Here is a 20,717-nt window from a genome sequence, read left to right as displayed (position 1 = left end):
CATCGACACCAGCGACACGCACACCTGGACCGTCGGCAACGATGGCAAGGGCCAGTACGGCACCTTCACCGTCGACCAGAACGGCAACTGGAAGTTCGAGCTGGACAACGAGAGTGCCAAGGTCCAGGCCCTGACCGATGGCCAGAAGGTCACCGACACCATCACCGTCACGGTGGACGATGGCAACGGCGGCACCGCCACCAAGACCATCACGGTCACCATCACCGGCACCAACGACACCGCCATCATCACCCCGAGCAAGCCGGGCGATGACGCCGGCACCGTGCAGGAAGACAAGGTCTACACGGCCAACGGCAAGCTGGATGTCACCGACAAGGACGCCGGCGAGGCCACCTTCAACGCCCAGACCGACGCCAAGGGCGAACACGGCACGTTCTCGATCGACGCCAATGGCAACTGGACCTACACGCTCGATAACGACGCCAAGTCCGTCCAGGAACTGGGCGCCAAGGAAAGCCTGACCGAGACCTTCACCGTCACCACCGCCGACGGCACCACCGGCACGGTCACCATCACCATCAACGGCACCAACGACGCCCCGACCATCACGGGCGCGGCCAGCGGTGACGTCAAGGAAGACGGCGCCGAGGAAGTCTCGGGCCAGTTGACCCAACACGACGTCGACGTCAACGACCAGCACACTTGGTCGCTCGCCAATGACGGCAAGGGCCAGTACGGCACCTTCACGCTCGACCAGACCGGCAAGTGGACCTACACGCTGGACAACGACAGCGCCAAGGTGCAGGCCCTGGCCGAAGGCCAGAAAGCCACCGAGACCATCACCGTCACCGTTGACGACGGCAACGGCGGTACCGCCACGCAAGTCATCACGATCACGGTCACCGGCACCAACGACGCCCCGACCATCACCGGCACGGCCACCGGCAAGATCCAGGAAGGCAGCACCCAGGCGCTGACCGGCCAGCTCACCCAGCATGACGTCGACACCAACGACACCCATACCTGGTCGCTGAACAACGACGGCAAGGGCCAGTACGGCAGCTTCACGCTCGACCAGCATGGCAATTGGACCTACAAGCTCGACAACGCCAATACGGACGTCAAGGCGCTCAAGGACGGCGAACACCTGACCGACACCATCACCGTGACGGTCGACGACGGCCAGGGCGGCAAGGCCACGCAGGTCATCACCATCACGGTCGATGGCACCAGCGACGGCGCCGTCATCACCCCGAGCAAGCCGGGCGACGACGCCGGCACCGTCAAGGAAGACGCCACGCTGACCGCCAGCGGCAAGCTCGATGTCACCGATCCGGATGCCGGCGAGGCCGTGTTCCGTCCGCAGACCGACTTCGCGGGCAAGTACGGCACGTTCTCGATCGACGCCAATGGCAACTGGAGCTTCAAGCTCGACAACAACGCCCAGGCCGTCCAGCAACTGGGCGCCAAGGATCACCTGACGGAAGTGTTCACGGTCACCACCGCCGACGGCACTACCGGCAAGGTCACCATCACCATCAACGGCACCAACGATGCGCCCACCCTCAGTGGCGCGGTCACCGGCGCGGTCAAGGAAGACGGCGCCCAGACCGCTTCCGGTCAACTGGACAAGGCTGACATCGACACCAGTGACACGCATACCTGGACCGTCGGCAACGATGGCAAGGGCCAGTACGGCACCTTCACCGTCGACCAGACCGGCAAGTGGACCTACGTACTGGACAACGCCAGCGACAAGGTCCAGGCGCTGACCGATGGCCAGAAGGTCACCGACACCATCACCGTCACGGTCGACGATGGCAATGGCGGCACCGCCACCAAGACCATCACCGTCGAAATCACCGGCACCAACGACACCGCCATCATCACCCCGAGCAAGCCGGGCGATGACGCCGGCACCGTCAAGGAAGACGACGTGCTGACCACCGGCGGCAAGCTGGATGTCACCGACAAGGACGCCGGCGAGGCCACCTTCAACGCCCAGGCCGACGCCAAGGGCGAGCACGGCTCGTTCTCGATCGACGCCAACGGCAACTGGACCTACACGCTCGACAACACCGACCCCAAGGTCCAGGCCCTGGCCGTGGGCGAGAAGCTCACCGAGACCTTCACCGTCACCACCGCCGACGGCACCCAGAGCACCGTCACCGTCACCATCGACGGCACCAACGACAAGCCTGAACTCAGCGGCAAGACCGACGGCGCCGTGACCGAGGACGGCACCGCCACCGCCACTGGCAAGCTCGACGTCAGCGACATCGACACCAGCGACACGCACACCTGGACCGTCGGCAACGATGGCAAGGGCCAGTACGGCACCTTCACCGTCGACCAGAACGGCAACTGGAAGTTCGAGCTGGACAACGAAAGTGCCAAGGTCCAGGCCCTGACCGATGGCCAGAAGGTCACCGACACCATCACCGTCACGGTCGACGATGGCAACGGCGGCACCGCCACCAAGACCATCACGGTCACCATCACCGGCACCAGCGACGCCGCCATCATCACCCCGAGCAAGCCGGGTGATGACGCCGGCACCGTGCAGGAAGACAAGGTCTACACGGCCAACGGCAAGCTCGACGTCACCGACAAGGATGCCGGCGAGGCCAGCTTCACTCCGCAGACCGACCACCAGGGCCAGTACGGCAAGTTCTCGATCGACGCCAACGGCAACTGGAGCTTCAAGCTCGACAACAACGCCCAGGCCGTCCAGCAGCTCGGCGCCAAGGAGCACCTGACGGAAGTCTTCACGGTCACCACCGCCGACGGCACCACCGGCAAGGTCACCATCACCATCAACGGCACCAACGACGCCCCGACCATCAGCGGCGCGGCCACCGGCGCGGTCAAGGAAGACGGCACCCAGACGGTCACGGGTCAACTGACCAAGGCCGACGTCGACGTCAACGACCAGCACACCTGGTCGCTGAACAACGACGGCAAGGGCCAGTACGGCACCTTCACGCTCGACCAGAGCGGCAAGTGGACCTACGTGCTGGACAACAACAGCGCCAAGGTGCAGGCCCTGGCCGAAGGCCAGAAGGCCACCGACTCCATTACGGTTACGGTCGACGACGGCAATGGCGGTACCGCCACGCAGGTCATCACCGTCGATATCACCGGCACCAATGATGCGCCGACCATCGGCGGCACCGCCACCGGCGCGGTCAAGGAAGACGGCACGCTGGTCACCAGCGGCCAGCTGACCAAGACCGATGTCGATACCAACGACACCCACTCGTGGACCGTCGGCAACAATGGCCAGGGCCAATACGGCACCTTCATCGTCGACCAGAGCGGCAAGTGGACCTATACGCTGGACAACACCAGCGCCAAGGTGCAGGCGCTGACCGAAGGCCAGACGGTGACCGACACTATCAAGGTCACGGTCGACGACGGCCACGGCGGCACCGCGGTCAAGGAAATCACGGTGACCGTCACCGGCACCAACGACATCGCCAAGATCACCGGCCAGTCCAGCGGCGCTGTGATCGAGGACAAGACGCTGGTCACCAGCGGCAAGCTGACGGTCGCGGACGCCGATGCCGGCCAGAGCACCCTGGTCGCCCAGACCAACGTCGAAGGCAAGTACGGCACGTTCACGATCGATGCCAACGGCAACTGGACCTACACGCTCAACAACAGCCTGAAGGCCGTCCAGGACCTGCCGGCGGGCGCCGTGCTGAAAGAGAACTTCGAAGTGGTCTCGGCGGACGGTTCGGCCAAGCAGGTCATCACGGTCGACGTGGTTGGCACCAATGACGCGCCGGTCGCCGCCGACAACGCCACCAACGTGGACGCTGGCGGCAGCCACACCTTCACCGCCGCCGAGTTCAACTTCAATGACGGCGCCGAGGGCAACCAGCTCGACAGCGTCATCATCACGCGCCTGCCGACCGACGGCACGCTGACGCTGAACGGCCAGCAGGTCACGGCGAACACCGCGGTCTCGGCCGCGGACATCGCCGCGGGCAAGCTGGTCTACACGCCCTCGACGGCCGGCCAGGACACCTCGTTCGGCTTCCAGGTGCGCGACAACGGCGGTACCGCCAACGGTGGCAAGGACACCTCCGGCGACTACAACTTCGCCATCAAGACCAACAACTTCATCTCAGGCGACAACGACGGCAGCGGCACGGGCACCAAGCCGCCCATCGAGGGCGGCAGCGGCGACGACGTGATCCTGGGCGACAAGGGCGGCACCGTCACCACCGTCGAGCCGGGCAAAAACTACAACATCGCGATCGTGGTCGACACGTCGGGCAGTATGGCGGACCCGTCGGGCACGAAGGGCCTGAGCCGGATGCAGTTGACGATCGACGCGCTCAAGAATCTGGCGAACACCCTGAAGGGCCATGACGGTATCGTCAACGTGGCGCTGATCGGCTTCGAATCGTCGGCCAGCACCAAGTACACGATCAATGGCCTGAGCGCGAGCAACGTCCAGGACCTGATCAAGGCCATCGAAAAGCTCAGCGCCAGCGGCGGCACCAACTACGAAGGCGCCTTTGACGAAGCGACCAAGTGGTTCAACAAGCAACCCTCTTCGTCCAACGGCAAATCGTTCGAGAACGTCACGTACTTCCTGACCGACGGTGATCCGACCTTCAGCAATAACGGCAGCAATGGCAGCGGCAATAGCACGGACTACCGCGACATGAAGGACGCCGTCGACGCCTTCAAGGACCTGAGCGGCAAGAGCACCGTGCACGCCATCGGCATCGGCAACGGCGTCAACGAGGGCTACCTGAAGTTCTTCGACAATACGAACGTCACCGGCAACGGTTCCGTCAGTTGGTCGAGCTGGTGGTCGACCAATACGGTCACGGGCCCTGTCGGCCAGCCGCAGATCGTCAACACCGCCAAGGACCTGGACGCGGCGTTGCAGGGCGGTTCGTCCAGCACCGATCCGGCCGCGGTCGGCAACGACATCATCAACGGCGGCGCCGGCCACGACATCATCTTCGGTGACACGCTCAACACCGACGGCAATGTCCTGAACTGGTCTTCCGTGGGCGGTCGCCCCACCGACCTGGTGCAGGGCTCGGGCCTGAAGGCGTTGCAGGTGTTCCTGGAGATGCGCGACGGCCATGCGCCGAGCAATGGCGACCTGTACCAGTACATCAAGGACCACCACGCCGACTTCAACCTGACCGATGATCCGCGCGGCGGCGATGACACCATCCACGGCGGCACCGGCGACGACATCATCTACGGCCAGGGCGGCAACGACACGCTGTACGGCGATGATGGCAACGACATCCTCTACGGCGGCGCTGGCGACGACAAACTGTACGGCGGCGACGGCAACGATGTGCTGCACGGCGGGTCGGGCAACGACACGCTGGAAGGTGGCGCCGGCAATGACCTGCTGATCGGCGGCAAGGGCGACGACATCCTGATCGGCGGCGCCGGCAGCGATACCTTCAAGTGGGAACTGGGCGACCAGGGCACGACCGCCAAGCCGGCTGTCGACACCATCAAGGACTTCTCGCTGGACAAGCCGGCCGATGGCGGCGACGTCCTGGACCTGAAGGACCTGCTGGTCGGCGAAAAGGATGGCACCCTGACCCAGTATCTGAACTTCCACAAGGAAGGCAACAATACGGTCATCGACGTCAACACCCAGGGCAAGCTCGGCGCCCAGGGCGCGGACCAGAAGATCGTGCTGGAGAACGTCGACCTGACGCATGGCGGCCAGTTGGACAACCAGGCCATCATCAATGACCTGTTGCAAAAGGGCAAACTCAACGTCGACCACAGCTGACGCTCTCCCCGGGGCAGGGCCGCGCCACGGCCCTGCCCGCTCGACCCACGGGACCTGGCAAGCGCGACGCGCAGGCGGCGCGGGGAATTTTTCCGGATGACGGCTAGACCGGCCGGAAAAATGTGAAAATCCGTTTCATGCGATCAACCCGCCGTTTCCGCGCCACGCTGAATCTGTGCCGATTGGTTTTGCTTTGCCTGGCTTGCGGCTGGGGCGGCAGTTCCGCCCTGGAGGTCAACGCCGACAAATTGCAAAGCCTGTCGGCCAGCCGCTATGGCGCCAAAGGCGCCAGGGCGGTCTCGAATTGGCTGCAATTGCTGCGCAACCCGCCGTCCGCATCGGAGAAGGACCGGCTGGCGGTAGCGAACGATTTCTGGAACCGCGCACTGCTGTCGGGCGACGACATCATGATCTGGGGCAAGGACGACTACTGGGCCACCCCGCTCGAATCGCTGGGCAAGGGCGCGGGCGATTGCGAAGACTACGTCATCGGCAAGTACTTCACCCTGCTGTCGATGGGGGTACCGGCCAGCAAGCTGCGCTTCATCTATGTCCGCGCACGCGTGGGCGGGCCGGCCAGCAGCAGCCAGGTCGCCCACATGGTGCTGGGCTACTACGACACCCCCAACGCAGTACCGCTGGTGCTGGACAGTCTGGTGTCCACCATCCTGCCCGCCTCGCAACGGCGCGATCTGACGCCAGTATTCAGTTTCAACGCCGACGGCGTGTACGTCGACGGCAAAGCCGCCGCACCGGTCGACCGCCTCAGCCGCTGGCGCGATCTACTCCAACGCATGGAACGGGAAGGCATACGCCCCTGACGTCCGGAACCCCAACACTATGTCCATACTTCGACAGCTCCTGCTCAGTGTCACCCTCGCGATCGGCGTCATCCTGCTTGGCACCCTGGCGCTCAGCGTCAATGCCGCCCGCGAATACCTGTCCGGCCAACTGCAGGTGCAGGCCACGGACGCCGCCGTGTCGCTGGCGCTGTCCCTGTCGCAGCCGGCCAACAATGATCCGGTGGTGCAGGAACTGCTGGTGTCGGCCCTGTATGACGGCGGCCACTTCTCGCTGGTGCGCCTGGCCGATCCCGAAGGCAAGGTGCTGATCGAACGCCAATCGACCGCCACCGCCGCCTCGGTACCGGGCTGGTTCCGCGCGCTCGCGCCCCTGGACGCGCGCTCGGCTTCGCACGCGGTCAGCGACGGCTGGCGCCAGATCGGCGAAGTGACGCTGGTGGCCAACGACGCCTACGCCTGGGAAGCACTGTGGCGCGGCAGCCTGCGCATGATCGCGCTGGTGCTGGGCGCGGGCCTGGTCTGGGCGCTGTTCGCCTTCGCGCTGGTCCGCTGGATCAAGAACCGGCTGCTGCGCGAGGTCAGCGACCATGTCCGCAGCATCGGCCGGGACGCTCCGCCGCAGCAGATGGAGGCGCGCGTGCCCGAGCTGTCCGGCGTGGTCCAGGCGCTCAACCAGACGCGCGAGCGCGTTTATGCCAGCGTCGAGGAGCAAAACGCCAAGATCGAATCCCTGGAACTGGAGTTGAACCAGGATCCGGTCACCCGCCTGCCCAACCGCAAGTACTTCGTGAACGAGTTCCGCCGCGCGCTCGAAGGCGGCACGGGCCAGGCGCCGGCGCGCGCCGGCATCGACGGCGGCCATGTGCTGGTGTTCCGCCAGCGCGACCTGGCCGACCTGAACCGCCACATGCCGCGTGAGTTCATCGACCAATGGCTGCGCGCCGCCTGCGAGCGCATCCTGGCATCGCTCAAATCGTTGCACGTGGCCGATCCGCTGCTGGCGCGCCTGAACGGCTCGGACTTCGCCCTGCTGCTGCCGGGCTGCGCCGCGCCGCAGGCGATGATGATCGCCGAACAGTTGCGCGCCGACCTGCACGCCTCGCGCATTCCCGTCGGCGAGGGCCACCTGTGCCGCTGGGCCCAGGCCATGGCCGACTACAGCCGTGGCAACCAGGCCGGGCCGGTGCTGTCGCGCCTGGACTTCGGCCTGATGCGGGCCGAGAGCGCCGGTAACGACCAGGTCGTGATCGCTGGCGCAGCCGACGCCCAATCGCCCTCCGAATCGGGCGAGCGGGCCTGGAAGGACGCCATTCAGTCGGCGCTGGAAGAAAACCGCTTCGAACTCGCCACCGAACCGCTGCGCGATGTCGCCGGCACCCCCATCCGCACCGAAGCGATGCTGATGCTGCGCACCGCCGCCGACCAGGCGCCGATCCCCGCCACCCTGTTCATTCCGCCCGCCGTGCGGCTCGACCTGGTGGCCGACTGCGACCTGCAGGCGGTCAGCCTGGGCCTGGACTGGCTGGCGACGCACGACGGCGAACTGACCCTACGGGTCGCCCTGCCCTCGCTGCGCGGCCAGAAGTATGTCCGCCAATTGGCGCTGCTTCTGACCGAGCGCAAGGCGCTGGCACGGCGCCTGTTTCTGGAAATCGACGCCCACGGCCTGGTCGAATGCCACGAGCAGATCGCCACGCTGGCGCGCGTGGCTTCGGAATTCGGCGCCCACATCGGCGTGCGTCGCCTGGCGCAACAGTTCGGCGCGGTGGCGCAATTGCACACCCTGCCGCTGTCCTACGTGAAGCTGGGCGGCGGCTTCGTCGGCGGCATGTCGCAAAGCCCCGGCAGCCAGCAGTTGACTGCCTCGGTGCTTGAGACCGCCCGCAAGCTCGGCATCGCGGTCTACGCGGAAGACGTGCCCGACAGTGAAACCCGCCACATACTGGCCAGCCTGGGCATCAGCGTCATGCGCGGCCCAGGCGTGAAAACGCCGGCCTGAGGCCGGCGGTCATGGCATCGGCGCTGCTTGAAGGCTGCGGTGCTGGCGGTCCGCCCCTTGCGGCGGACCGCTAGCGCGCCGTGCGGCCCTTGGCTTGCTGGTACAGCGGCAACACCTGCTGCGCCGCGCCCTGCAGGTCGGAGATGCGCGAGGCCGCCGACGGGTGCGTCGACAGGATCTCGGGCGGCGCGCTGCCGTTGTCGGCGGCGCCCATCTTCTGCCACAGCGTGACCGCGGCGCGCGGATCGAAGCCCGCGCGCGCGGCCAGTTCGACGCCCATGCGGTCGGCCTCGGTTTCATGCGTGCGGCTGTTGGGCAGCGTGAACATCACGTCGCTGAGCTTGCCCCCCAGGTCGGACGCCGCGCTCGAGCCGGTGGCGATGGACAGTACCTGCAGGCCCAGATTGGTGGCCATCTGCTGCGACACGCGCTCGCGCGCATGCTCGCGCAGGGCATGGGAGATTTCGTGCCCCAACACCGCCGCCAGCTCGTCATCAGTGGGTTTGATTTTGTTGATCAGGCCCGTGTAGACGGCGATCTTGCCGCCCGGCATGCACCAGGCGTTGATCTCGTCGCTGGTCAGCACATGGACCTCCCATTTCCAGGCCGATGCGTCCGGGCGGAACACACCGGTCTGCGCGATCAGGCGTTGCGAAATGGCGCGCACCCGCGCCACCTGCTGCGCATCGCGATCCAGCAGGTTCTTGGCCTTTGCCTGCTTGAGGATGTCGGCATACTGCTGGTTCGCTTCCTGCTCCAGCGCCTGCGACGGCACCATGCTGGACATGTACTGGGTACGGTTGACGCCGATGGCGCCCGACTGGGTGGTATTCATCCCGGTGCAGCCCGCCAGGGCCACCAGGGACAGCGCAGCCGCCAGGCGGCGCAAAGGATAGCGGTTACGGCTCATGCCAGCCTCCTCCAACGGTCAGGGACTACGGAATCCTGCGGCCTCAGCCGGGTTCGCCACACTGGCCGCGATGGCGCAAGGCGTGGTCGATCAGCACCAGGGCCAGCATGGCCTCGGCGATCGGCGTGGCGCGGATGCCGACACAGGGATCATGCCGGCCCAGCGTCTGCACCATGACCGGTTCGTTGGCGCGGTTCACGGAGCGCCGCTCGACCCGGATGCTGGAAGTGGGCTTGATGGCCAGCGACACCGTCACCGGCTGGCCGGTCGAGATGCCGCCCAGCACGCCGCCAGCGTGGTTGGTCAGGAAACCGTCGGGCGTGATTTCATCGCCATGCTCGGAGCCGCGTTGCGTGACGCAGTCGAAACCGGCGCCGATCGACACCCCCTTGACCGCGTTCAGGCCCATCATGACGTGGGCGATATCCGCATCCAGCCGGTCGTAGATGGGCTCGCCCCAACCGGCCGGCAGGTTTTCGGCCACCACCTCGATGCGCGCGCCGATCGAATCGCCGTCGCGGCGCAACTGGTCCATGTAGGCCTCGAGCTCGGGCACGACCCCGGCGTTGGGCGCATAGAACGGGTTATTGGGGACCTCGTCCCAAGACACGAACGGAATCGCGATCGGGCCCAGCTGGCTCATGTAGCCGCGCACCTTCACCCCGTACTGTTCGGCCAGCCATTTCTTGGCCACCGCGCCCGCGGCCACCGTGGGCGCGGTCAGGCGGGCCGAGGAACGGCCGCCGCCGCGCGGATCGCGCAGGCCGAACTTGCGCCAATAGGCATAGTCGGCATGGCCCGGCCGGAAGGTGTCGGTGATGTTGGAGTAGTCCTTGCTGCGCGCATCGGTATTGCGGATCAACAGGCCGATGGGGGTACCGGTGGTCAAGCCCTCGTACACGCCGGACAGGATCTCGACCTGGTCGGCTTCCTGGCGCTGGGTGACATGGCGCGAGGTGCCGGGACGGCGCCGGTCCAGTTCCCGCTGGATGTCGGCCGCGTCCAGCGCCATTCCAGGCGGGCAGCCGTCAATGACGCAACCGATGGCCGGCCCGTGGGATTCGCCAAAATTCGTGACGGTGAACAGAGTACCGAGGGTATTGCCGGGCATAGGAAGTCAACAAGTGGGTTTGCAAGCAACCCCGATTATGACACCGCCGACGCCAAAGCCTGAATTTCGGCGGCCGGCGCCGGCCGGCCCAGCAGGAACCCCTGCATCACGCGGCAACCCAGCGACTTGAGGATCTCGCGCTGGCCTTCGGTTTCGACGCCCTCGGCCACCACCGGCAGGTGCATCGCCTGGCACAGGCCGAACAGCGCCGACACTACCTCGCGGCTGCCGGCGTCGGATTCGAGCGCGGAAATGAAGCTGCGGTCGATCTTGACCCAATCGATAGGCAGGTGGCGCAGGTGGTTCAGGCTGGAATAGCCGCAACCGAAATCGTCCAGCGCCACGCCGATGCCCTTGGCCCGCAGCGTATTCAGGATCTTCACGTGCCGCTCGTAATGCAGGATGAAGATCGACTCGGTGATCTCCAGCACCAGCTTGCGCGGCGCCAGCTTGGTCGTGGCCAGCACGTCGGAAACCAACTGCACCAGGCCGTCCTCGTTCATCTGCTTGACCGACAGGTTCACGTGCACGCGCCAGGCCGGCGGCCATAGCGCGGCCTGGGAGCAGGCCCGTTCCAGGATCCATGCGCCCAACGGCACGATCAGGCCGCTGCGCTCGGCCAGTTCGATCGTCACGGCCGGCGACACGCTGCCCAGCTCGGGGTGATGCCAGCGCAACAGGGCCTCGCAGCCCTGCACCATGCCGGTGCCGCTGTCGCAAACCGGCTGGTAGTACAACTCGAATTGATCCATCGACGGTGTGGTCAGCGCCAGCCGCAGGTCGTTTTCCAGGCCCTGCTGGTCGCGCTGGCGCGCCAGCATGCGGAAATCGAACATGCTCCAGCCCGGCCCGCCACGCTCCTTGAGCGGCACCATGGCCACCTGCACGCAACGCTGCAGTTCTTCAACGCTGCGACCGTGGTCTGGATACAACGCTGCACCCACCCGAAACACCGCAATCAGGGGCCTGCCGCCCAACTCATAGGGCACGGAGAGGTCTTCGAGCAGCTTGGCCGACACCTGCGCGGCGCCCTGCTCGTCCACGTCCGGAATGCAGACGGTGAACGCATCGGTGCCGGTGCGCGCCACCATGCCGCCGAGCGCGCGCGTCACCAGGCTGAGCCGGTCGGCCACCATCACCAACAAGGTCTGGTCCTCGCCGGCGCGCAACATCGCGCTGATCTCGGCATACTGGTCGAAACTGACCAGGAAGAACGCGCCAATGCCGCGCGCATCGGCCCGCGGCCGCGCGATTCCCAGGGATTCCCGGTCTTCCAGCGCCTGCCCGCGCGGCCCGAACACGCCCCGGCCGGACTGCCGTTCGGCCTGGTTCAGCCAGGCGCGAGCGCGGCGGTGCAACTCCCGCTGGCTCAGGACGCCGGTCAATTCGTCACGCGTCAGCCTGTCGCGCAGCACGCGTTCCCGGCGGACGTAAAACACACAAATCGCTGCAAGTGCGCCCGCGAGCGTCAGGCACAGTGCGAGCAGGTAACTCTCACGCACGGAGCCCCCTATCTAGAAACCCTTGGCGTTGTGGTCCGGAAAGAAACCCAAGGGCTGTAACATTTTTTAAATTATGCATTATTTTCGCAAAAAAACGCCACACTTCAGGAGCAACGCGCTCCCTTTCTTTCTATTTCCACCCTGATCTGGTTGCTCGCGATGGGTCATGGCGGTCCTTGGGGGGCAATTGCTGGCCGGTCCATGCGCCATGCGTTGCCCTTACTACGACAGCCGGAACCGGAAAATTAATACAGCCTGTCTCAATAGTTATCATCCGGGCAATTATCACGAACGAAATAATTGCACAGGTTGTCTGATATCGCTGGCGATTTCGTAATATTCTGTATGTTTCGTGACATAAGGAATTACAGCGCACGCGGCGTCACTGAGGTATTAGTAACGTGTGTCACGTTTCTTATCCAGCATTTTTCCCTTGCGGGCACTTGCGCTGCCTGAAGACCCCCCTTTCATTGGCAGGCCGGCATTGCGCGGCACCGGCAACGGTGCGGGCTACGAAGGGAACCCTCGATCCATGTCCACACTACGCCGGCTGATCCTCTGCACCGCTCTCCTGATTGCCTTCATCCTGCTCGGCGCCCAGGCCCTGGGGATGCTGGCCGCTCATCGCTATCTGAATACACAGCTGGCTCAGCAGGCCCAGGCCGGTGCCAGCGCATTGGCCTGGGCCTTGTCACATGATCCGGACGGCGCGCGCGACCCGCGCAAACTGGCCGATGATCTGTTCGGCGCCGGCATGTATGCGCGGGTCCGCATTGCCGGAGAAAATGGGGATACCCGGATCGAGCGGCATGACCCGGCAACCGGCGGGAGCGATGCCGCACACGACTGGCGCCCCGCCTGGCTGACCCTGGAAGCGCCGCCCGCAACCCGGCCATATCTGGGACCGGATGGCCGAAGACTCGGTACCGTCACGGTCCAGGCCGATGCCCGCCTGGCGCGCGACACCCTGTGGCAGGGCGGCGTGCGCGTCATCGGCCTGACACTGGCCGCCGGTATCTTCTGGGCGCTATTCGCCGGCAACCTGTTGCGCTGGATCGAAGCTCGAACCTCCAAAGACATCCGCGACCGGATACGCGCGCTAACCCCGGGCGGCGCTGACTCGGCCAGCCGCGCCAGCGGGCAGGAGGGCCTCGATCAGGCGCTGGTCGACGCCCAGCGCCAGGCCGCCGCAACGGTGCAGGAACAGAATGCCCGCATCGAATCGCTGCAAAGCGAAATCCAGCGCGATGCCATCACCCGCCTGCCGAACCGCAAGTACTTCATCGACCATTTCCGCCAGGCCCTGGCCAGCCAGGAAACCGATGCCGGCGGCCACATCCTGATGTTCCGCCAGCGCGATCTGGCGCAGATCAACCGGCACCTGTCGCGCGCCTTTACCGATCAGTGGCTGCGGTCATCGTCCGATCGGCTGCGCAAACTGGTCGAAAGTTGCGGCGACACCGGCACGACGCTGGCGCGCATGGGCGGTTCGGATTTCGCGCTGCTGATGCCGCGCACCTCCGCGCCGCAAGCCGGCATGCTGGCCGAGCGGGTGCGGCGCGAGTTGCGGTCGCTGCGGGTACCGATGGGTAAACGCGACTGGTGCCGCTGGGCGCTGGCGATGGCCGCTTATGCGCCGGGCGACAACATGAGCGATACGCTGGCGCGGCTGGACCACGCCCTGATGTGCGCGGAAAGCGCCGATGACGACCTGATCTCCCCGGCCAGCCAGGCGGCCGACAGCACCCGCATCGGCGAATACAGCTGGCATGACGCCCTGTCCACGGCGCTGGAGCAACACCGCTTCTCACTGTCGACGCAACCGCTGGCCAGCGTGGCCGGCCCGCTGCTGCATTACGAAGCCAGCCTGACGCTGCACGACACCAGTGGCGCCGACCCGGTGCCCGCCGCGATCTTCATGCCGCCCGCGGTGCGCCTGGGGCTCTCGGCCGAATGCGATATTCAGGCCATTCGCCTGGGGCTGGACTGGCTGTTCACCCGCCCCGAAGCCCTGGCGGTGCATGTGTCGCAGGCGTCGCTGGCGCACGGCGCCTTCCTGTCGCGGCTGGCCCGCATGCTGGCCGACCGGCCGGCCCTGATTCCACGGCTGATCATCGAAGTGGATGCGGCCGCCCTGATGGAACACGACTCCGACATGCGTCAGCTGTGCCAGATCGTCACCGGCGCGGGGGGCCGTATCGGCCTGTCCCGCCTATCGCAACAATTCGGCGCGATGGAACACCTGCACGCCTATCCCCTGTCGTACGTGAAGCTCTGCGGCAGCTTCATCAGCGGCATCCTGCACAGCCCGGGCAGCCAGCATCTGGCCGCCACGGTCATGGCCACCGCCACCGCGCTCGGCATGGCGGTGTACGCTGAAGACGTGCCCGACGACGCCACCCGCGCCATCCTGGAAAAGATCGGCGTCCACGCGATTCGCGGCACTATCGTAAACTTCGCCCGCGCACATGTCCCCCGCGCCTGACCCACGATGGATTCCTAGTTGACGGAAGGATTGTTTCCTCACCTCTCCGATCTGCAGATCGGCCTGATCGCCGGCATCGCGCTGGCTTGCGCGGTGGCCTGCGCCGTCGCCTGGATTCGCACCCGCGCCATGATTTATGGCGCCGGCCTGGCCTTCGCCCTGGTGGAAGGCGTGCTGCGCACCCAGCCGGCGCTGTTTCCCGCCGGCGCACTGCAGGCCGGCTCCTTTGCCGCCCTGCTGGCCTTGTCCATTCCGCTGATCGCCGGCCAGCGCGCCGCCGCGCGCCTGGCCGTGGCATGCCGCTGGGCCTGCATCGCGCTCACTGGCGTGGCGGCGTTGGCGCTGATCTTCGTCTATGACGGCGACGGCGGCTTGCTGCCTACCCTCGTCGCCGGCGCCGCCGCGACCGCCAGCGTGATCCTGGCGGCGTGGTTCCTGACTGCCGGGGCCCGGCCCATGCCGCGGCGCGGCGCCGTCCTGGCGCTGGGCGGGGCCTACCTGGCATCGGCCTGGATCCTGGGCCATGACGCCTGGGCAATGCCCGACACGGGCACGCTGGCGGCGCCATTGGCGCGGCTGCTGCTGGTGCAGGCCGCCCTGCTCCTGACGGGACTGGAGCCCCCCCAAGCGCCCGGACTCGGCCGACGCCGACCAACGGGTCGAGGGCGAATTGCGGCTGGTGGAAATGGCGGGCGCGCTCGATACTCAACGCCAGATGAACGCGTTGATCTCGCATGAGCTGCGCGCGCCGCTGGCCACGATCAGCGCGGCGGCCCAGTCGCTCGACATGATTCTGTCGGGCAGCGGCGAAACCATCGACAGCCGCCTGGCGCGCATCCACCGCTCGGTCAGCCGGATGACCGAATTGATGGAGCAGTTGCTGAACCAGGACCGCCTGGGAGACCAGGCCTGGACGCCGCGCAGCGAGCAGACCGACATGGCCGAACTGGCCAGCGAGGTGGTAGCCGCCATGCAACCCGACACTGCGCACGCCTTGCGCCTGCAGAAGGGCAGCGAGCGGCTGCCGGTCTATTGTGACCGCGCCCTGACCAGCGTGGTGCTGCGCAACCTGATCCACAACGCGGTCAAGTATTCCCCGGCCAGCGAACCCATCCGGATCGAAACCGGCCTGGCCGACGGGAACGGCGTGCCGATGGCGTGGGTGGCGGTCACGGACCGCGGCCCCGGCATCGGCCAGGAAGAACAGGCCCGCATCTTCGAACCGCGCTTCCGGCGCGCGGCGCATCGCGAAACGCAAGGCATGGGCATCGGACTGTACCTGGCGCGACGCATCTGCCAGAGCCAGGGCGGCTCGCTGACCATGCAAAGCGAGGTGGGCGTGGGCACGCGTTTCGTCATCACCCTGCCGACCCGGCCGCCCGAGCCGGCGCCGCCGAGCCCGACGGCGGACGCCACCCGGGCCTGACCGCGCACGCGCCAGGCGGCGATGCGCGCCAGGGCATGCCAAAAACGGCAAGGCGCCACGCGCCGGCCCTAGGCCGCGAACACGTACCCCTGTCCGCGCACGGACAGCACGGGCAGCTTCAGGCCCGCGCTCTGCGCCTTGGCGCGCAGGCGGCTGACCAGCACATCGATGCGGCGCAATTCAAAGCCCCCCGGGCTGTCCGGCAGGAACAATTCGGCCAGCGCCTGCCGGCTGACCGCCGAACCGGCTGCATCCATCAGCGCCATGAGGAACGTGCGTTCCTGCGCGCTCAAGTGCAGCGACGCACCATCGGGAGCAACCAGGATCCAGCCGCCGTCCTGGAGCGACCAGGCCGTATCGGCCGCCGCGCGCGTCTCGGCATCGACCGGCCGCGGCGCCTTGGCCAGGCGCATACGCCGGGCCAGGCTGCGAATGACCGAACTGAGTTCCAGCAGATCGACCGGCTTGGTCATGTAGACATCGGCACCGCCTTCCAGGCCGCGCACCCGGTCCTCGAGCGCGCTGCGCCCGGTCAGCATGACAATGCCCACCGGACTGAGCGCGCGCAAGCGCGTCGCCACCGAAAAACCGTCTTCTCCCGGAAGATGGGCGTCGAGAATGACGATATCGCAGGGTTGTTCCTGCAAACGGCGGTAGAACGCCGCGGCATTGTCACAGGCGAACGCCACACGGAAACCGTACCCACCCAGGCCCAACGCCAACTCCTCCCGGAAGTCCGCATCATCCTCAAGCAGCCCGATACACAGCAAACCATCTGCGCCAGGCATATTCAGAGTGCTTTTATATTGAAAATTGTCGACAAATGCCCCAGTGACAGGCATGCCATCCTGAGTGTCCCGCAGGCGACAATCTTACGACTTTTACAATGGAAACGAATGATTGCAGAGAAAAAAACCGCGATTTTTCGTCTTACTGCGCCAATTTCCTGCGTCTTCCGCACTCAAAATAGCACTTTGTCGTCAACAAACGCGCAAAACGAACATCAAGACGAACAGCTGACCTCGATGCCGCTGGCCCAGTCCGGCGGCAGGCTGGCATACTTTTCGCAGCCCGCGCGGGCCGTAAACGGATCACGCAGCAGCGTCATGAGCGTGTCGATTTCACCGGTTTCGCCGGCCTTGGCAGCCCGGATCGCCTCTTCCGCCAGATGATTGCGCAGCACATAGAGAGGATTGACGCGATTCATGGCCGCCGCCACCTCGGCCGCCGCGCGCCCGTCCTCGGCCTGGCGCGCCAGCAGGCGGTCGAGCCAGTGCGATGCGGCGGCACGATCGATGAACAGGTCCTGGAACGGCGCGCGCTCGCCCAGCACGGCCTGTGCCAGGCGTCGCCAGGTCAGCGTGAAATCCGCCTGGTTGGCATCCATCAGCTTGAGCAGGTCGTCGAGCAGCGGTTCGTCCGCCGGCCGCCACCCGGCCAGCCCCAGCTTGGCGCCCATGCGCTCATGGAAAGCCCGCGTGAAAACGCCCTCGAACTCGTCCAGAACGGCCCGCAACGCGTCCACATCCTGCACCAGCGCATGCAGGCTGCCCCCCAGGCGGTACAGGTTCCACAGCGCGGCGGACGGCTGGCGGTTCCAGGAGTAGCGGCCCTCGGAATCGGAATGATTGCAGACATGGCCCAGGCGGAAGCCGTCCATGAAGCCATACGGACCGTAATCGAGAGTGAGCCCCAAAATGGACATATTGTCCGTATTCATGACGCCGTGGCAGAACCCTACGGCCTGCCAGTCCGCCATCAGCAACGCGGTGCGCCGCGTGACTTCGCGCAGCAGGCGCACGTAGGGCGCGGTCTGGTCCTGCGGCTCGCCCGCGGGCGCGGCGCGGCAGTCCGGGTAATAGCGGTCGATGACATAGTCCGCCAGCACTTTGAGCGCGTCCAGCTGACGGCGCGAGGACCAATGCTCGAACGAGCCGAAGCGCACGAAGCTGGGCGACATGCGCGTCACGATGGCGGCGGTCTCCACGGTTTCGCGCCAGACCGGGTCGTCCGAAGCCACCAGCGCCAGCGCCCGGGTGGTCGGAATGCCCAGGCCGTGCATGGCTTCACTGGCCAGGTATTCGCGCACCGATGAGCGCAACACCGCGCGGCCGTCGCCCATGCGTGAATATGGCGTCTTGCCGGCGCCCTTGAGCTGCAATTCCCAGCCCCCCGCCGGTCCCTGGATCTCGCCCAGCAGATGGGCGCGGCCATCGCCCAACTGCCCGGCCCAGACACCAAACTGGTGGCCGCTGTACACCGCCGCCAGCGTATCGCCCCCAGGCAACGGCTCGGCGCCGGAAAAGACGCGCAGGAACTGCGGCGTATCCAGCACGGCCGGGTCCAGCCCGATCAGCGCGGCCGCCTCGGCATTGGCATGCAGCAGCCGTGGATGGTTCAGCGGTTGCGGCTCAAGCCGTGTATAGAATGCGGCGGGCAGTGCCGCGAACGAATTGACGGCACGCAGTTCGGACAGGGAACGGGCATTCATGCGCGTTGGCTCCTGGCGGCGCGCTTGGCCGGCCGCACGTAGAAAATGGCGCTCAAGAAGAACATCGTAGACAGCAGGATCTCCCCCCCCGCCATCCACACCGACAACGGCGCCGGGTCGGACATCGCGCGCACCACGCCTTCCATCAGGTACAGCAGCGACAGCATCGACGCCCACTGATACGTATAGAGGTTGCCGCGCACGATGCCGCGCAGCGGCAGCACCAGGGGCAAGGCCTTGAGCAGCATCCAGGAGCCGCCCGGACGCAGCGGCGCCACCAGCGTTTCCCAGGTGACGCACAACACGATCAGGGCGAACAGCGACACCGAGGCCGCCAGGCGCAAGCGGGGGTTGAGTTCAGGGTTCATGCTGCTATTATCGCCTGATGAACCGCCCCGCCGAGCCCGCCGCCGCCGCGCCGGCGGCCCCCGAGTCCCCGCCCCCACGCGCATCGTGGCTGGTGCGGGTCGGGCGCGCGTTCGTCTTCACCGCGCAGCGCGCCGACGAGGAAAAGCTGCTGCAGGTCGCCTCCAGCCTCACCTTCACCACGGTGCTGGCGATCGTGCCGATGCTGGCCGTGGTGCTGTCGCTGTTCACGGCCTTTCCCGTATTTCAGGAATTCCGGATCGCGCTCGAGGACTTCCTGGCCAACAGCCTGATGCCGCCATCCGTCTCGGACAACATCATGGAATACCTGAACCAGTTCGCCCGCCAGGCCTCGCGCCTGACCGCGATCGGCGGCGCGTTCCTGCTGGTGACGTCGCTGCTGCTCATCATGACCATCGACACCGCCTTCAACGACATCTGGCACGTGACACGGCAGCGGCCGCTGCCGCAGCGCGCCCTGGTCTATTGGGCGGTCATCACGCTGGGGCCGGTGGTGGCGGGCGCCAGCCTCTGGGCCACTTCGTTCGTGGCGCGCGAATCGCTTGGCCTGGTGAACGATGTGCCCGAAATCGTCAGCGTCGCCATCTCGTTCATTCCGCTGGTGCTGACCGCCCTGGGCTTTGCCGCCCTGTTCATGGTGGTGCCGAATCGCCCGGTGCTGTGGCGCGACGCCCTCGTCGGCGGCTGCGTCACGGCAATCGCGCTGGAAGTCATGAAATCGGCCTTCGCCTACTACCTGACGCGCTTTCCCACCTATACCGTGATCTACGGCGCATTCGCCACGCTGCCCATCTTCCTGCTGTGGATCTACCTGTCCTGGCTGGCGGTGCTGCTGGGCGCAACGCTGGCGGCCAGCGCGCCGCTGATCCGACTGGGCCGCTGGGAGTTCAACCGCTACGCCGGCGCGCCCTTCGTCGACGCGCTGGACGTATTGCGCACGCTGCGCCGCGCCCAGTCCCGCACGCCGCCCGGCCTGCCGGCCAACCTGCTGGCCTCGAAGCTGAAACTGCACCAGGACGAATTGAACGATGTCCTGGAAACCCTCTGCGACATGAACTTGGTCACGCGTACGCCGGATGACCTGTGGGTGCTCACCTGCGACGCGCGCTCGACCTCGCTGGCGCCGGTGGTCGACCGTTTCCTGCTGGACCGTGGCCAGCCGCGGGTACGCGGCGATCGCGAAATCCTGCGGGTCGCGGCGGCGGTGATTTCCCAGGAAAACGCGCCCGCGCTGGAAGAACTCTGCGGAGAAGCGCAAAATACCGGAAATGGCGTCGCCCCGGTCCTGCAGCTGGAAGCGAACAAGAAATAGCAATCAGGGCACCACCGCCCAGGAGAAACCGATGTTGAAGGTCAGCGAAATTCTGCGCGTCAAAGGAGACACGCTTTACACGGCCTCGCCGGACATGCCCGTGTCCCAGGCCGTGCAAACCATGAGCGAGCAGGATATCGGCTCGCTCGTCATCATGGAATTCGGCACGCTGGTCGGCATGCTGACGTTCCGCGAAATCATCCGCCACATGCATGCGCATGGCGGCGCCGGTGAAACCACCATCCGTTCCATCATGGACGACGCGCCGGTCAGCGTGTCGCCCAACACCAGTGCCGACGAAGTGCAGCGCCTGATGCTCGAAAAGCACGCGCGCTACATCCCCGTCATGGACGGCCCGACGCTGATGGGCGTGATTTCGTTCTACGACATGGCGCAGGCCATCGTGGCGGCGCAACAGTTCGAAAACAACATGCTCAAGGCCTACATCCGCGACTGGCCCGCCGAAAGCGCGGAATCCACGCAGTCCTGAGGGGCGGGCTGTTGCAGGGCGACGCTACGGTCTGCCCACATGCAACACCCTC

At 66.2% G+C, this 20,717-nt stretch carries 14 protein-coding genes; 8 read left to right on the top strand and 6 right to left on the bottom strand.

The window, feature by feature from the left end:
• The 3 genes from HV701_RS16635 to HV701_RS16625 all read left to right on the top strand — a co-directional run.
• Positions 1-5,749 (top strand): VCBS domain-containing protein (locus HV701_RS16635; protein ID WP_175134136.1); only part of this gene is annotated, 5,749 nt, incomplete at its 5' end.
• Positions 5,750-5,886: 137 nt separating this feature from the next.
• Positions 5,887-6,570: a transglutaminase-like cysteine peptidase gene (locus tag HV701_RS16630; protein WP_175134135.1), complete on the top strand. Its 684-nt coding sequence runs from the start codon at positions 5,887-5,889 to the stop codon at positions 6,568-6,570.
• Between the two features lie 19 nt (positions 6,571-6,589).
• The gene (locus tag HV701_RS16625) at positions 6,590-8,551 is read left to right on the top strand and encodes a bifunctional diguanylate cyclase/phosphodiesterase (RefSeq protein WP_175134134.1); all 1,962 of its coding nucleotides are present in this window, start codon (positions 6,590-6,592) and stop codon (positions 8,549-8,551) included.
• A gap of 70 nt (positions 8,552-8,621) precedes the next feature.
• Here HV701_RS16625 and HV701_RS16620 read toward each other — a convergent pair whose 3' ends face one another.
• From HV701_RS16620 to HV701_RS16610, 3 genes are read right to left on the bottom strand one after another with little or no spacing between them, the layout of a single operon-like run.
• Positions 8,622-9,461, bottom strand: a complete 840-nt coding sequence (locus HV701_RS16620; RefSeq protein ID WP_175134133.1) for a M48 family metallopeptidase — start codon at positions 9,459-9,461, stop codon at positions 8,622-8,624.
• Positions 9,462-9,504: 43 nt separating this feature from the next.
• Complete coding sequence (gene aroC / locus HV701_RS16615) at positions 9,505-10,572, bottom strand: chorismate synthase (RefSeq protein WP_175134132.1); 1,068 nt, start codon at positions 10,570-10,572, stop codon at positions 9,505-9,507.
• A gap of 35 nt (positions 10,573-10,607) precedes the next feature.
• Positions 10,608-12,017: a putative bifunctional diguanylate cyclase/phosphodiesterase gene (locus tag HV701_RS16610; RefSeq protein ID WP_419761657.1), complete on the bottom strand. Its 1,410-nt coding sequence runs from the start codon at positions 12,015-12,017 to the stop codon at positions 10,608-10,610.
• Positions 12,018-12,606: 589 nt separating this feature from the next.
• Between HV701_RS16610 and HV701_RS16605 the strand changes: the two genes are divergently transcribed.
• From HV701_RS16605 to HV701_RS26785, 3 genes are read left to right on the top strand one after another with little or no spacing between them, the layout of a single operon-like run.
• Positions 12,607-14,559 (top strand): bifunctional diguanylate cyclase/phosphodiesterase, encoded by a 1,953-nt coding sequence (locus HV701_RS16605; protein ID WP_254595189.1) that lies wholly within the window; start codon positions 12,607-12,609, stop codon positions 14,557-14,559.
• Positions 14,560-14,577: 18 nt separating this feature from the next.
• Entirely contained in the window at positions 14,578-15,297 is a 720-nt protein-coding gene (locus HV701_RS26790; RefSeq protein ID WP_254595188.1) for a hypothetical protein, read from the top strand.
• Positions 15,275-15,985 carry a sensor histidine kinase gene (locus HV701_RS26785; protein ID WP_254595187.1) on the top strand — a complete coding sequence of 237 codons (711 nt, stop codon included), beginning with the start codon at positions 15,275-15,277 and terminating at the stop codon, positions 15,983-15,985. The genes HV701_RS26790 and HV701_RS26785 overlap by 23 nt, the downstream gene beginning before the upstream one ends.
• Before the next feature lie 68 nt (positions 15,986-16,053).
• Here the strand turns inward: HV701_RS26785 and HV701_RS16595 are convergent, their stop codons facing one another.
• The 3 genes from HV701_RS16595 to HV701_RS16585 all read right to left on the bottom strand — a co-directional run bounded on the left by HV701_RS16595 (position 16,054) and on the right by HV701_RS16585 (position 18,844).
• Positions 16,054-16,773 (bottom strand): response regulator transcription factor, encoded by a 720-nt coding sequence (locus tag HV701_RS16595; protein WP_175134141.1) that lies wholly within the window; start codon positions 16,771-16,773, stop codon positions 16,054-16,056.
• 215 nt (positions 16,774-16,988) lie between these two features.
• On the bottom strand, positions 16,989-18,476 hold the full coding sequence (locus HV701_RS16590; protein ID WP_175134130.1) for a protein adenylyltransferase SelO: 1,488 nt from the start codon (positions 18,474-18,476) through the stop codon (positions 16,989-16,991).
• The gene (locus HV701_RS16585; RefSeq protein WP_175134129.1) at positions 18,473-18,844 is read right to left on the bottom strand and encodes a DUF2069 domain-containing protein; all 372 of its coding nucleotides are present in this window, start codon (positions 18,842-18,844) and stop codon (positions 18,473-18,475) included. The genes HV701_RS16590 and HV701_RS16585 overlap by 4 nt, the downstream gene beginning before the upstream one ends.
• A gap of 17 nt (positions 18,845-18,861) precedes the next feature.
• Between HV701_RS16585 and HV701_RS16580 the strand changes: the two genes are divergently transcribed.
• Both HV701_RS16580 and HV701_RS16575 read left to right on the top strand, forming a co-directional pair.
• Positions 18,862-20,175: a YihY family inner membrane protein gene (locus HV701_RS16580; RefSeq protein ID WP_175134128.1), complete on the top strand. Its 1,314-nt coding sequence runs from the start codon at positions 18,862-18,864 to the stop codon at positions 20,173-20,175.
• A gap of 31 nt (positions 20,176-20,206) precedes the next feature.
• Complete coding sequence (locus HV701_RS16575; protein WP_006387928.1) at positions 20,207-20,665, top strand: CBS domain-containing protein; 459 nt, start codon at positions 20,207-20,209, stop codon at positions 20,663-20,665.
• Positions 20,666-20,717 lie beyond the last annotated feature (52 nt).

The sequence above is a fragment of the Achromobacter pulmonis genome, from assembly GCF_902859765.1.
GTDB classification, from domain to species: Bacteria; Pseudomonadota; Gammaproteobacteria; order Burkholderiales; family Burkholderiaceae_B; genus Achromobacter; species Achromobacter pulmonis.
Note: the sequence above shows the minus strand (reverse complement) of the source record. Positions and strands in the feature narration are given on the sequence as shown.

Coding starts and splice junctions, on each gene's coding strand:
- HV701_RS16585 (WP_175134129.1), bottom strand. CDS start 18,844: ATGAACCCTGAACTCAACCCCCGCTTGCGCCTGGCGGCCTCGGTGTCG.
- HV701_RS16625 (WP_175134134.1), top strand. CDS start 6,590: ATGTCCATACTTCGACAGCTCCTGCTCAGTGTCACCCTCGCGATCGGC.
- HV701_RS16590 (WP_175134130.1), bottom strand. CDS start 18,476: ATGAATGCCCGTTCCCTGTCCGAACTGCGTGCCGTCAATTCGTTCGCG.
- HV701_RS16595 (WP_175134141.1), bottom strand. CDS start 16,773: ATGCCTGGCGCAGATGGTTTGCTGTGTATCGGGCTGCTTGAGGATGAT.
- HV701_RS16630 (WP_175134135.1), top strand. CDS start 5,887: ATGCGATCAACCCGCCGTTTCCGCGCCACGCTGAATCTGTGCCGATTG.
- HV701_RS16620 (WP_175134133.1), bottom strand. CDS start 9,461: ATGAGCCGTAACCGCTATCCTTTGCGCCGCCTGGCGGCTGCGCTGTCC.
- aroC (WP_175134132.1), bottom strand. CDS start 10,572: ATGCCCGGCAATACCCTCGGTACTCTGTTCACCGTCACGAATTTTGGC.
- HV701_RS16580 (WP_175134128.1), top strand. CDS start 18,862: ATGAACCGCCCCGCCGAGCCCGCCGCCGCCGCGCCGGCGGCCCCCGAG.
- HV701_RS16575 (WP_006387928.1), top strand. CDS start 20,207: ATGTTGAAGGTCAGCGAAATTCTGCGCGTCAAAGGAGACACGCTTTAC.
- HV701_RS26785 (WP_254595187.1), top strand. CDS start 15,275: ATGAACGCGTTGATCTCGCATGAGCTGCGCGCGCCGCTGGCCACGATC.
- HV701_RS16605 (WP_254595189.1), top strand. CDS start 12,607: ATGTCCACACTACGCCGGCTGATCCTCTGCACCGCTCTCCTGATTGCC.